Origin of the sequence: Aureimonas frigidaquae (assembly GCF_001463905.1) — a bacterium.
Lineage (GTDB): Bacteria > Pseudomonadota > Alphaproteobacteria > Rhizobiales > Rhizobiaceae > Aureimonas > Aureimonas frigidaquae.
Window position 1 is genome coordinate 1 of sequence record NZ_BBWR01000019.1, and the last position, 12299, is coordinate 12299.

11 protein-coding genes are annotated in these 12299 nt (G+C 66.7%); 3 read left to right on the forward strand and 8 right to left on the reverse strand.

The genetic code is table 11. The features are described 5' to 3' along the window. Nucleotides 1-97: 97 nt before the first annotated feature. The 7 genes from AUL30_RS18240 to AUL30_RS19880 all read right to left on the reverse strand — a co-directional run bounded on the left by AUL30_RS18240 (nt 98) and on the right by AUL30_RS19880 (nt 8192). On the reverse strand, nt 98-1603 hold the full coding sequence (locus AUL30_RS18240; RefSeq protein ID WP_062229337.1) for a tripartite tricarboxylate transporter permease: 1506 nt from the start codon (nt 1601-1603) through the stop codon (nt 98-100). 15 nt (nt 1604-1618) lie between these two features. Then, nucleotides 1619-2089: a tripartite tricarboxylate transporter TctB family protein gene (locus tag AUL30_RS18245; RefSeq protein WP_062229338.1), complete on the reverse strand. Its 471-nt coding sequence runs from the start codon at nt 2087-2089 to the stop codon at nt 1619-1621. Between the two features lie 61 nt (nt 2090-2150). Further along, on the reverse strand, nt 2151-3131 hold the full coding sequence (locus AUL30_RS18250; protein WP_062229339.1) for a tripartite tricarboxylate transporter substrate-binding protein: 981 nt from the start codon (nt 3129-3131) through the stop codon (nt 2151-2153). 295 nt (nt 3132-3426) lie between these two features. Then, the gene (locus AUL30_RS18255) at nt 3427-4785 is read right to left on the reverse strand and encodes a sigma-54-dependent transcriptional regulator (RefSeq protein WP_062229340.1); all 1359 of its coding nucleotides are present in this window, start codon (nt 4783-4785) and stop codon (nt 3427-3429) included. Continuing rightward, entirely contained in the window at nt 4782-6569 is a 1788-nt protein-coding gene (locus AUL30_RS18260; RefSeq protein WP_157070314.1) for a sensor histidine kinase, read from the reverse strand. Before AUL30_RS18260 ends, AUL30_RS18255 begins: the two co-directional genes overlap by 4 nt. A 183-nt stretch (nt 6570-6752) precedes the next feature. Then, nucleotides 6753-7904 carry an acetylornithine deacetylase gene (gene argE, locus AUL30_RS18265; RefSeq protein WP_306302742.1) on the reverse strand — a complete coding sequence of 384 codons (1152 nt, stop codon included), beginning with the start codon at nt 7902-7904 and terminating at the stop codon, nt 6753-6755. Between the two features lie 75 nt (nt 7905-7979). Continuing rightward, nucleotides 7980-8192, reverse strand: a complete 213-nt coding sequence (locus tag AUL30_RS19880) for a hypothetical protein (RefSeq protein WP_157070306.1) — start codon at nt 8190-8192, stop codon at nt 7980-7982. 92 nt (nt 8193-8284) lie between these two features. On the opposite strand from AUL30_RS19880, the gene AUL30_RS18270 reads away from it, so the two are divergent. Next, on the forward strand, nt 8285-9166 hold the full coding sequence (locus AUL30_RS18270) for a LysR substrate-binding domain-containing protein (protein ID WP_062229341.1): 882 nt from the start codon (nt 8285-8287) through the stop codon (nt 9164-9166). Here AUL30_RS18270 and AUL30_RS18275 read toward each other — a convergent pair. Then, complete coding sequence (locus AUL30_RS18275) at nt 9163-9624, reverse strand: tRNA (cytidine(34)-2'-O)-methyltransferase (RefSeq protein ID WP_062229412.1); 462 nt, start codon at nt 9622-9624, stop codon at nt 9163-9165. The two genes, AUL30_RS18270 and AUL30_RS18275, sit on opposite strands and share 4 nt — an antisense overlap. A gap of 67 nt (nt 9625-9691) precedes the next feature. Between AUL30_RS18275 and AUL30_RS18280 the strand changes: the two genes are divergently transcribed. Together AUL30_RS18280 and petA are read left to right on the forward strand one after the other, a co-directional pair. Then, complete coding sequence (locus tag AUL30_RS18280; RefSeq protein ID WP_062229342.1) at nt 9692-11560, forward strand: ABC transporter ATP-binding protein; 1869 nt, start codon at nt 9692-9694, stop codon at nt 11558-11560. Between the two features lie 168 nt (nt 11561-11728). Continuing rightward, the gene (petA, locus tag AUL30_RS18285) at nt 11729-12289 is read left to right on the forward strand and encodes a ubiquinol-cytochrome c reductase iron-sulfur subunit (RefSeq protein WP_062229413.1); all 561 of its coding nucleotides are present in this window, start codon (nt 11729-11731) and stop codon (nt 12287-12289) included. Nucleotides 12290-12299: the final 10 nt, after the last annotated feature.

Genomic DNA, 12299 nt, shown 5'->3' on the forward strand with positions numbered 1-12299 from the left:
TTGTCAGTCTCGCCCTTTCGAATGGTCGATGCGCGTCCCGTCAGGCGGGGCGCGCGGTGGAGCGGGGCGGCCACGTGCCGCCCCGGAATGCGAAGGATCAATCGTCTTCGACGAAGACTTCCTTGCGCTTGTTGCGGATGGAGGGCAGCACCGCGAAGATCACGCAGGCCAGCCCGATGGCCAGCAGCGTGGCCGAGATGGGACGCTCCAGGAACACCATCGGATCCCCGCGTGAGATGATCATGGCGCGGCGCAGATGCTCCTCGAGCAGAGGGCCGAGCACGAAGCCGAGCAGCAGCGGCGCAGGTTCGCAGCCGAGCCGGATCAGGACATAGCCGAGCAGCCCGAAAATGCCGATCGCATAGACATCGAACGGGTTGTTGTTGATGGAGTAGCAGCCGATCGACGCAAAGAGGACGATGGCCGGGAAGAGCACCCGGTAGGGAATGGTCAGCATCTTCACCCAAAGGCCGATCAGCGGCAGGTTGAGGATGATGAGCAGGACGTTGCCGATCCACATGGAGGCGATGATGCCCCAGAAGAGGGCGGGCTGGGAGTTGATCACATCCGGCCCGGGCGTGATGCCCTGCAGGATGAAGGCCCCGACGATCAGCGCCATGACCGGATGGGCCGGGATGCCGAGCGTCAGGAGCGGGATGAAGGAGGTCTGCGCCGCGGCGTTGTTGGCGCTTTCCGGGCCGGCCACGCCTTCGATTGCGCCCTGGCCGAACTCGTGCTTGTGGCGCGACAGGTTCTTTTCGACCGAATAGGAGGCGAAGGAAGACAGGACGTGGCCGCCACCCGGCAGGATGCCGAGGATCGAGCCGAGCGCCGTGCCGCGCAGGACCGGGCCGACGATGCGGCGGAAGTCGTCCTTGGTCAGCCAGAGATTGCTGACCTTCTTGACCATCACCTCACGGTTCCGCTCGTTTTCGAGGTTGCGGAAAATCTCCGCCACGCCGAACACGCCGACGGCGACCGACACGAAGTTCAGCCCCTGATAGAGTTCGAGCTGGCCGAAGGTGAAGCGCGGCGTGCCGGTGTAGATGTCCTGACCCACGGTCCCCAGAAGCAGGCCAAGCAGGATCATCCCCATGGCCTTGGTGACGGAGCCGTGCGCCAGCGAGATCGAGACGAGCAGGCCGAGCACGATCAGCGCGAAATATTCCGGCGCGCCGAAGTTCAGCGCGATGCGGGCGAGCGGGGGCGCGGCGATGGCCAGGAGCAGCGTGGCGACCGAGCCTGCGAAGAAGGAGCCGAGCGCCGCCGTGGCGAGCGCCGGCCCCGCTCGCCCTTTGCGTGCCATCTGATAGCCGTCGATGGCTGTCACCGCCGACGAGCTCTCCCCCGGCAGGTTGATCAGGATGGCCGTGGTCGAGCCGCCATATTGGGCGCCGTAATAGATGCCCGACAGCATGATCAGCGCCGTCACCGGGGAAAAGGTGAAGGTGATCGGCAACAGCATGGCGATGGTGGCCGTGGGGCCGATGCCGGGCAACACGCCCACCAGCGTTCCCAACAGAACGCCGATGAAGCACCAGAACACGTTGACGGGGGTGAGGGCGGTCTCGAAGCCGAGCGCCAGATGAGAAATCAGTTCCACGATCTGTCCCTCCGCCTACAACGCAAAGACCGGGCCGAAGGTCGGCAAAGTGATGCCGAGGCCGATCTTGAAGATGAGATAGCAAAGCGCCGACATGGCAGCGGCCATGATCAGGGCGCTGACGATGCTGTTGTTGCGCGATGCCAGCGCCGACAGAAAGGTGCAGAGCGCGACGATGGGCACCAGGCCGAGCGAGCGTGCGGCATAGCCGAAGACGGCGAGCGCCAGGCATATGAGCAGAATGCCGCGCCAGGCGACGGGTTCGGAAACCGTATCGTCATGCCGCCGGAACCCCTGGATGGCGATGAGCAGGCCAAAGCCCGCAAGGCCGCCGGCCAGCATCAGCGGCATGAAGCCCGGCCCCATCCGAAGGGCCGTTCCCAATTGGTAATTCATCGCCTCCACCGCGAAGCCCGCGGCGATGACGATGAAGATCAGCCCAGCGGTGATATCGCGCCGGGACCTGGATGTGACGGTGTTCGTCATGACATATCCCCCCGAGTGCCCCGGCCATGCCGTTCCAGCATGGCCGGTGGCGCCGCCCTGATCAGTCGGCGTAGACGCCGGCTTCCTCGATGATCGGCTTCCACAGCTCGATCTGGCCCTTCAGCTCTTCGGTCAGGGCCTGCGGCGTGGCCTGGTCGAGCGGGACGGGCGCGGTGCCGAGTTCGGCGAAGCGCTGGATGACGGTCGGATCCTGGAGGGCTGTCTGCAGTGCCGCTTCCAGCTTGGCGACGATGGCCGGGTCCATGTCCTTGGGGCCGTACAGCCCGTGCCAGACGCCGATCTCCAGCCGCGGCAGGTTCGCCTCGGCGGTGGTGGGCAGGTCGGGCAGGGAGTCCACCCGCGCCGGCGACGTCACCGCATAGGCCTTCACTTCGCCGGCCTTGATCTGGTTGGTCGTGTTGGTCGTCTGGTCGCAGATCAGGTCCACCTGGCCGCCGACAATGTCGGTCATGGCCGGGCCGGCGCCCTGGTAGGGCACGGTGATCATCTGCACCTCGAGCGAATCCTGCAGGAGCATGCCGCATAGATGCGATGCCGAGCCAATCCCCGCATTGGCGTAGGTCACGTCCTGGCCATTCGCCTTCAGGTAGGTCGTCAGGCTCGCCATGTCGGTCGGCTCGAAGTCCTTGCGCGCCACGATCGTCATGGGCACCGAAGTGATCAGACCCACCGGCGTGAAGTCGGTCAGGGGATCGAAGGCGAGGTTGCGGTAGAGCGTCGGCGCGGTCGACATGCCGATATGGTGCAGGAGGAGGGTGTAGCCGTCATTGGTGGCGTTCGCCACCTGGCCGGCGCCGAGCGTGCCGCCGGCACCGCCGACATTCTGGATCAGCACCTGCTGCCCGAGCTCCTTGGACATGACCTGCGCCACCAGCCGCGCGACCGTGTCGGTCGGCCCGCCGGCCGAGAAGGGCACCACGACCGTGATCGGCTGCGTGGGGTAGTCCGATTGGGCGAGGGCACCCGAAGCGGCACCGAGCACCATGAGCGTCGAAAGCGCGAAAGATTTCAGCAAGACCATTCCTCCCGTTGCGTTGCCGGAGGTTCCGGCAATTGAGTCCGGTTCTGAAGCGTCTTGCGACGGCGCATGCGGCGCAGCGCGCCGTAGGCCAGGATCGTCACCGGCCCTCCCGAGGCCGCGGCAATCCCACATCAGACAATCCGGACATGTGCCCTTACGAGATAGTGTGCCCGCCTCATGCGCAAGTGCCTTTTGGCATGTCCCTGCACGGTTGCGGCCGAACCACCGACAGGCATGGGTGGTTTACGACCCAAGGCCACGCTCAGGATGGGTGGAAATCCACCCATCCGCATCTTCAGGCCGGATCGTCGGGATCCCGGAAGTCGCGCTTGTCGAGGCCGAACTTCTGCATCTTCTCATAGAGCGTCTTGCGCGACAGGCCGAGGATTTCATAGGCGGCCTTCAGGTTGCCGCCGCAGGTGGCCAGCGTGCCGATGATCAGCGAGCGCTCGTATTCCGCCACGCGATCGGCCAGCCGACGGCTGGTGGCGTTGTCCTGCGCCGCGGCGGGTGCAGGCCCGTGCCCGACGCCGAGCACGTAGCGCTCCGCCGCATTGGCGAGTTCGCGGACATTGCCGGGCCAGGGCCGGTTGATGAGATCCTGCAGGATGCTCGGCGGCACGGGGTCCAGCTCCGTGCCCATGCGCGCGGCGGCGTCGTTTGCGAGTTTGAGGAACAGGAGGGAGATATCCTCCCGTCGCTCGTCGAGGCGCGGCAGATGGATGGTCGCGACGTTCAGCCTGTACAGAAGCTCGGGCGACAGGCGGCCGGCGGCGACTTCCGCGTCCGGGTCGACGCGCAGGGCCGCCATGTAGCGCACATCGACCGGGATGCTGCCATGGCCGCCGATGCGGGTCAGGGCGCCATCTTCCATCACGCGGGCGAGGCGGGCCTGCAGATCGAGCGGCATGCGGGACAGATTGTCGAACAGGATCGTGCCGCCATGCGCCTGCTCGATCTTGCCGAAGCGGGCGCGCCCGGAGCCCGCCGCCCCGGCTTCGACTCCGAAAAGTTCGGCTTCCGGCGCTGCGTGCGAGAGGGTGGCGCAGTCGACCAGGACGAAGGGCCGGGCGGCGCGCTTGCTGACATCGTGGATGAGCCGCGCGACGAGCCCCTTGCCGGTGCCCGTGGCGCCGACGAGGAGAATATCGGCATCGCTCGGCGCGATGGTGCGGATGAAACGCCGCAGGTCGGCGATGGCCGGCGTGCGCCCCATGAGCCGCGCCTCGATCGTGTCCTCCTGCCGGGTGGACCAGTCCCGCAGGCGGCGGTTCTCCAGGATCAGCTGGCGGTAATCGGCCGCGCGCGCCACGACATCGGCCAGCTTGCGTGGGCGACAGGGTTTTTCGATGAAGTCGTAGGCGCCTTCACGCATGCCGGCCACGGCCAGGGCCGTATCGGCATGGCCGGTGATGAGAATGACCGGCAGCTCCCGGTCCATGCTGCGCACGCGCGACAGGAAAGACATGCCATCGAGCCCGGCCATCCTAATGTCCGACACGACGACGCCCGGAAACTCGGGGGATATGAGGTCGAGCGCATGTTCGGCGCTGGCAAAGGCGCGCACCGCAAATCCCGCCAGTTCGAGCGATTGCGAATAGGAGAGGCGGACCTCCTTTTCATCATCGACCAGAATGACCTGTGGCTGGCTCATGAACCGTCCGTCCCAAAGCCCGGCGTCTGCAGCGAGAGGGTAAAGCGTGCACCGCCGGCGGCACCGCGCTCGCAATGCAGGGTGCCGCCCATATCGCGCACGATGTTGTAGGAAATCGACAGTCCGAGGCCCAGCCCCTTGCCCACACCCTTGGTGGTGAAGAACGGGTCGAAGATGCGGGGCAGGATCGCTTCGGGCACACCGGGCCCCGTATCCTCGACGCTGAGCTCCACCGTGCCGTCCGCCGAGGGCTGCGACGTCACGGTGATGCGGCGATCCGGCGTGTCCTCCACTGCGTCCGCCGCATTGGAGATCAGGTTGACGAGCACCTGTTGCAGACGCACCCCCACGGCCATGACGGCGTCGGCCGCCGGGTCGATGCGGATGTCCATGCTGGCATCGGCGGTCGTGACGCGCCGGCCGATGATGGTCATGGCATCCTCGACCACCTGCGTCAGCCGGACCTCTTGCAGCATGTCGTCCGGCCGCCGCGCAAAGGTGCGCAAGTGGCGGGAGATGGATGAGAGCCGGTCCATCAGATCGGCGATGCGTTCCACATTGGCCCGCCCTTCCGCGATCCGGCCGCGCTCGATCAGCACGAGCGCATTTTCAGCATAGGCGCTGGCGGCCGCGAGCGGCTGGTTGAACTCGTGGCTCAGCGCAGCGGACATCTGGCCGAGCGCGGCCAGCTTGCCGGCTTCCACCAGGTCCGACTGCGTCTGGCGCAGGGTGTGCTCGGTGGCGCGCCGCTCGATCACCTCCCGCTCCAGGAGCGTGTTGGCAAGACCGAGCTCGGTGGTGCGCTCAGCCACGCGCCGCTCCAGCTGCTCCTGCGCTTCGCGCTGGAGCCGCAGGCGCTCCAGGCCACGCACCTTGCGCAGGTACAGAATGCCGCCAAGCGCGGCGATCAGCGCCAGAAGAAGAAGGGCGGCGACGCCCACCGCAAGCGCCTGGTCCTGCGCCACCGTCCGGTCCGCCAGGACCTTCACAGTCCATCCGGCATCGGGCATGTCCTGGCTCAGCACCACATAGCTGCGGGCATCGGCGCCCGAGCCGATCCGCGCCACCTCGTGCCCGTTCTCGTCGGTCTGGAAGCCGAAGCCGATCGCCTCGAGCGGCGCATCCGCATAGCGCCGTGTCTCGGCCGTTCGCGCCATGGCGTCCGGCCCCGGCGGGACGAAGCTGCGCACGCGCCATTCCGGCCGCCCGGCCATGAAGACGGCGCCCTCGGGGTCGACCACCATGATCTCCGAGATGCCGGACCCCCAGGAGGCTTCCAGCGCATCCATATCGATCTTCAGGGCGACGACGCCCAGTATGTTGCCGCCCACCCGCACCGGGGCGGAGAAGTAGTAGCCGCGCTTGTTGGACGTCGTGCCGATGCCGAAGAAGCGGCCCGGCGCGCCAGCCAGTGCATCCTGGAAATACGGCCTGTAGCGGAAATTGCGGCCGACGAAGCTCATCTGCGTATCGTGGTTGCTGGCCGCGATGGTTTCCCCGTCAGGGCGGATGACATAGGCATCCATGACGCCCAGAAGCGCGGCGGCGTCTTCCAGATACAGATTGGCGAGCGATTCCGTCATGGGGGATACGGGCTCGCTCAGGACCTGCTTGACGATATCCTGGTCGGCAATCAGTTCCGGCAGGTTCTCGTAGCGGGCCAGGTGGCCCTCGAGCCCCGTCCGCACGAGGTTCAGCGTTTCCGCGCCATTGGCGATGGTCTGGTCCAGCGCGCGCGTATAGGCAAGGTTGGCGGCGTAGGCGGATGCTGCCAGGATCGCCATGACCACGATCCAGATCCAGCCGCGCGCGCGCCCGCCGGAGGCGGCCTCGCCGCGTCGGGCCTGCGGTGCCGCTTTCGGCAATCGGGCGGCGGAGATGCCCGGATCATGACGCAATGGTGGCTTCCCGGTGCATGGGCGCCATCACAGGCGCAGCCGCATTATCGCCGCCACGGATGCCGTCCTTCAAGCCCCGTTCCATGCGATGAGACGCTCCAGGAAGGCGTCGCAGCGATCGAGCTGCGCGATCTCGACATATTCGTCGGGACGATGCGCGACATCGATGGAGCCGGGCCCGCACACGATGGTGGCGGTGCCCAGTCCGTTCGCGAACAGCCCCGCCTCGGTGCCGTAGGCGACCTTCGATTGTCCGTTGGACTGCGACCAACCCTTGGCGAGCCGGACGATCTCCGCATCGTCCGGCGTATCGAGGCCGGGAAAGCCGGCATAGACGTCGAGCTCGATCCGGGCTTCCGGCGCGAGCCTGCGCATGGCGGCTTCTTCCGATGCGATCGCCTGGCGCAGCTCAGCCACCAGCGCGTCGGGATCCTGGTCCGGCAGCACGCGGAACTCGCAGGTGAAGCTGCAGCGGTCCGGCACGATGTTCAGGACGGTTCCGCCCTCGATCGTGCCCGTATGCGCCGTCGTGACGGCGATGTCGTAAGCCGGATCGCCCGGCAATGTCGCCAGTTGCCGGCCCATGGCGCGCAGCGCCAGGATCAGTGAGGCAGCATGGTCGATGGCGTTGACGCCCTTCGGCGCGAGCGAGGAGTGGCAACTGCGCCCATGCACCGTCACGCGCATGGAGCGCTTGGCCTTGTGGCCGGTGACGACGCCCATCATGGTCGGCTCCCCCACCACGCAGAAGGCCGGGCGGACCGTCTCGGCGGCGAGCTTTTCCACCAGCTGCCGCGCCCCGATGCAGCCCACCTCCTCGTCATGGGTGAAGGCGATATGGAATGGCCGGCGCTGCGGCGCGGCCAGCATTTTCGGCACGGCCGAAAGGACACAGGCCAGGAAACCCTTCATATCGCAGGCGCCGCGCGCATAAAGCCGCCCACCGCGCTCCGACAGGGTGAACGGGTCGCTCGACCAGTCCTGCCCGTCGACGGGAACGGTGTCGGTGTGCCCGGACAGGATAATGCCGCCATCCTGGCCGGAGGGTCCGATCGTACACCAGAGATTGGCCTTCAGGCCGGTTTCGTCCCGCTGCAGCGTGCATTCCAGCCCGTGGTCCGAAAGATATCCGACGACGAAGTCGATCAACGGCAGATTGGACCTGTGGCTGGTCGTGTCGAAGGCGACGAGGCGTTCCAGAAGGTCCCGGCTCGTTGGCATTCGCATATCCTCAGGCTCGCCGCGCATGAGATCAGGCGATAGCGTCGAACCGTCCGCGCCGCAAGCAGGCCCCCGTCAACGCCACCGCCCGTCCGGCCGATGGATCGGCCGCCCGTCCAGAAGGCCGATATCGCGCTTGAGAGACGTGGGCAATTCATCCTCCTGCAGCCTTTTGCGCCGCTTGCGCAGTGCATCGATAAGGCGCATCAATGACGAAAGGCCATGCTGGCGCCAGGGCCACCGCCGTATGGCCTGGTATGGAACGGGGTCCATCGAACGTGAAACCATGCGGAATCTCCTGCGATCGTGCCGATGCAGCTATTCCACGCGGCGCCGGTGCGATCCAATCGAAGCGCAGCGGGATATCATAAGGCATTTTGATGGAAGTTCTTCCGCCACTCACGGCGATCCGCGCCTTCGACGCCGTTGCGCGGCACCTGAGCTTCACCAGGGCCGCGGCCGAACTCGGCATGACGCAGGCTGCGGTAAGCTACCAGATCCGGGTCCTGGAAGACCGGCTCGGACCGCTGTTCCGCAGGAGCCGCCCGCACATCGCACTGACGCCGCTGGGGCGCAGGCTGGCGCCGGATACGCGTGAGGCACTGGCTCTTTTGGCGCGCGCTTATGCGCAAGCCCGCGCAGCGACGGCCGAGGTCCTGTCCATTACGGTTCTGCCGACCTTCGCCGCCCAATGGCTGGCCTCCAATATCGGCGCGTTCCAGCTCGCCCATCCCGACATTGCGGTGCGCCTCGATTCGACACAGGCGCTGGAAGACTTGTCGGCCGGGTCCTTCGACCTCGCCATCCGGTCGGGTCGCGGTGACTGGCCGGGCCTGGAGATGCATCGGCTGATGCCGGTGACCTTCACGCCGATGATGGCGCCTGCGCTGGCCCGGCAACTCCCGTCGGATTGTGGGGCGGAGGCGCTGCTGACGCTTCCCTTGATTGACGAGGACGACCCCTGGTGGCGGCTATGGTTCGCCGAGCTGGGTGTGCAGTACAGCCCGCGCAGGTCGGGAACGCGAATGGGCGCCCAGCACCTGGAGGCTCAGGCCGCCATGGCGGGTCGCGGAGCCGCCATGCTGACGCCCTTCTTCTACGGCGCGGAACTCACGCAGGGGCGGCTGGTCCGGCCCTTCGATCATGCGGCTGCGGACGGCCAGTCCTACTATCTGTGCCATGGACGCGGGCGCGTACCACGCAAGGTCGCCCTGTTCCGGGACTGGCTCCTGCCCGCCTTTGCACAGGCGCAGGCCGGTTAGCCCGTGGCGCGCGTCTGGCGCAGCGCCTCGCCCAGCACCATCGCCACGCTGACGGCCAGGTTGAGCGACCGGGCGCCATCCTGCATCGGGATGGTCAGGCGTGCATCGGCCTGCGCATGGACGCTCTCGGGCACGCCGGCGCTTTCGCGGCCGAACAGAAGAATATCGTCCGGGCGGAAGGTGAAATCCGTATAGGCGGCCTGCGCGCGCGTGGTCAGAAGGACGAGCCGCCGCCCGGTGCGCGCACGTTCCTCAGCGAACTGCGCATAGTCGAGGTGGCGGCGCAGGGTCGCCAGCGCCACATAGTCCATTCCGGCGCGGCGCAGGTTGCGGTCGGACAGGTCGAAACCGGCCGGTTCGATGATCTCCACCGGAACTCCCATGCAGGCGCCAAGGCGCAGGATGGTGCCGGCATTGCCGGCAATGTCCGGCTGGTACAGGGCGATGGAAAGCGTCATGGCGCACTGATAGATCAAGCCGTACCCCGTTCAAAGCGGGGCGCGCGAACAGCAGGAAGCGTAACGCATGTTTGGCAGGATCGAGCGGCTGGTGAACCCTTTCCCCGATGTCGGGGGCGTGCGTCCGCCGCAGACGCTGTCAGGGTTCGTGTGGCATTATGTCCGCCCGCTCTGGCCCATCTTCCTGATCGTCGCCATCCTGACCGCGGTGGTGGCCGTCCTGGAGGTGATGCTCTTCTCCTTCGTGGGCGACATCGTGGACTGGTTGTCCTCCACCCCGCGTGAGGCGTTCCTGGCCGAGCAGGGCGGCACGCTCGTCATCATGGCGCTGGTGATCCTGGTCCTGTTGCCGGGTCTCGTCTTCATCGAGTCCCTGTTCACCTTCCAGGGCATCTTCGCCAACTTCCCCATGCGGTTCCGCTGGACGGTCCACAACTGGCTGCTCGACCAGTCGCTCGGCTTCTTCCACGACGAGTTCGCCGGCCGGGTGGCGACCAAACTGATGCAGACCGCGCTCGCCGTGCGCGAAACCGTCATGAAGAGCATCGAGGTGCTGCTTTACGTCGCGGTCTACTTCACGGGGATCGTGGTGCTGATCGCGGCCGCGGACTGGCGGCTGGCCTTGCCCTTCATCGGCTGGCTGATCCTTTACGTGCTCATGCTGCGCTACTTCATTCCCCGGCTCATGGTCGTGGCCGAGCGGCAGGCGGATGCGCGCGCCCTGATGACGGGGCGGATCGTCGACGCCTATTCCAACATCGGCACGGTCAAGCTCTTCGCCCATACCCGGCGTGAGGCCGGCCACGCGCGCGACAGCATGTCCGGCTTCCTGACGACCGTCTACGGGCAGGGGCGGCTGATCACCGCCTTCTATGTCTGCCTGTATCTTCTGAACTCGCTCCTGCTCTTTGCCGTGACCGCGGTCGGCATCGGGCTGTGGCTGGAGGAACTCCTCAGCGTCGGCGCCATCGCCGTGGCGACGGGGCTCGTCCTGCGCCTCAACGGCATGTCCCAATGGATCATGTGGGAAGTGTCCGCCCTGTTCGAGAATATCGGCACGATCCGCGACGGCATCTCGACCTTCACCCTGCCGGTGGCGCTGGAAGACAAGCCCGACGCGCGCGAACTGACCGTATCGAAGGGCGAGGTGCGCTTCGAGGACGTGTCCTTCTCCTATGCGGCGCCGCGCAAGCACCGGCCGGCCGGCGCGGTGGTCGAGAATTTCACCTTGACGATCGCGCCCGGAGAAAAGATCGGCCTCGTGGGGCGGTCCGGCGCCGGCAAGACCACGCTCCTGAACCTTCTCCTGCGCTTCTACGACGTATCGTCCGGCCGGATTCTGATCGATGGCCAGGATATTTCGAAGGTCAGCCAAGCATCGCTGCGCCGGCAGATCGGCATGGTCACGCAGGATACGTCGCTCTTGCACCGGACCATCCGCGACAATGTCCTCTACGGCCGCCCGGACGCATCGCCGGAGGATCTGACACGCGCCATCGAGCGGGCCGAGGCCAGCGGCTTCATCGGCGCTTTGAGCGACCGGGAAGGCCGGGCCGGCCTCGACGCCGAGGTGGGCGAGCGCGGCGTGAAGCTTTCGGGGGGCCAGCGCCAGCGGATCGCCATCGCCCGGGTGATGCTGAAAGACGCGCCCATCCTGCTCCTGGACGAGGCCACATCGGCGCTGGATTCGGAGGTGGAGGCCGCCATCGCGGAAAACCTATACCGCCTGATGGAGGGCAAGACCGTCATCGCCGTGGCGCACCGCCTGTCGACCATCGCCGCGCTGGACCGGCTCGTCGTGATGGACAAGGGGCGCATCGTGGAGCAGGGTACGCATGCCGACCTCATCGCCGCCCAGGGCATCTATGCCCAACTGTGGGCACGGCAGGTCGGCGGCTTCCTCGAAAGCGGCGCGGAAGGCACGGTCGAAGGATAATGCCGCCGTCATGCAGCCATAGTCTGGACAAGTTCCAAGTGGCCGCTTAAGAAAACCGGCCGGTCGTAGGACCCTCGGCCGTGCCGTGCTTTTCGCGCGGCCGAGTCGCGGTGCCGCCGGCCTGATGCGCCGGTCGTCACCGGCAAGCCTGAAGGAGCGTGATTGGCCGTGAGCGTCCACGACACATCGGAAACCACCCGCCGGGACTTCCTCTTCATTGCGACGGGGGCGGCTGCGGCCGTCGGCGCGGTCGCCGTGGCGTGGCCCTTCATCGACCAGATGAACCCGGATGCCGCCACGCTCGCCCTGGCGCAGATCGACGTCGATGTCAGCCAGATCGCCGAAGGCCAGTCCATCACCGCCAAGTGGCGCGGGCGCCCGGTCTTCGTGCGCCAGCGCACCCCGGCCGAGATCGAGGAAGCCAAGCAGGTGCCGCTCGCATCGCTCAAGGATCCCATCGCCCGGAACGAGAACCTGGCCGCCGACGCGCCGGCCACGGACGAAAACCGCGCCGTGCCCGGCCGCGAGCAGTGGCTGGTCATGATCGGCGTCTGCACGCATCTGGGCTGTATTCCGCTCGGCCAGGCCGGGGATTACGACGGCTGGTACTGCCCGTGCCACGGCTCGCATTACGATACGGCCGGCCGTATCCGGCAGGGCCCCGCGCCCGAGAACATGCATATTCCGGTGTATGAGTTCACCAATGACACCACAATTCGTATCGGCTGACGGGGGGAAG

What these genes read in the sequence shown, in the direction of transcription:
- AUL30_RS18245 (WP_062229338.1), bottom strand. Translation starts at nt 2,089, where the DNA reads ATGACGAACACCGTCACATCCAGGTCCCGGCGCGATATCACCGCTGGG.
- AUL30_RS18250 (WP_062229339.1), bottom strand. Translation starts at nt 3,131, where the DNA reads ATGGTCTTGCTGAAATCTTTCGCGCTTTCGACGCTCATGGTGCTCGGT.
- AUL30_RS18255 (WP_062229340.1), bottom strand. Translation starts at nt 4,785, where the DNA reads ATGAGCCAGCCACAGGTCATTCTGGTCGATGATGAAAAGGAGGTCCGC.
- AUL30_RS18260 (WP_157070314.1), bottom strand. Translation starts at nt 6,569, where the DNA reads ATGGCGATCCTGGCAGCATCCGCCTACGCCGCCAACCTTGCCTATACG.
- argE (WP_306302742.1), bottom strand. Translation starts at nt 7,904, where the DNA reads ATGCCAACGAGCCGGGACCTTCTGGAACGCCTCGTCGCCTTCGACACG.
- AUL30_RS19880 (WP_157070306.1), bottom strand. Translation starts at nt 8,192, where the DNA reads ATGGTTTCACGTTCGATGGACCCCGTTCCATACCAGGCCATACGGCGG.
- AUL30_RS18270 (WP_062229341.1), top strand. Translation starts at nt 8,285, where the DNA reads ATGGAAGTTCTTCCGCCACTCACGGCGATCCGCGCCTTCGACGCCGTT.
- AUL30_RS18275 (WP_062229412.1), bottom strand. Translation starts at nt 9,624, where the DNA reads ATGACGCTTTCCATCGCCCTGTACCAGCCGGACATTGCCGGCAATGCC.
- AUL30_RS18280 (WP_062229342.1), top strand. Translation starts at nt 9,692, where the DNA reads ATGTTTGGCAGGATCGAGCGGCTGGTGAACCCTTTCCCCGATGTCGGG.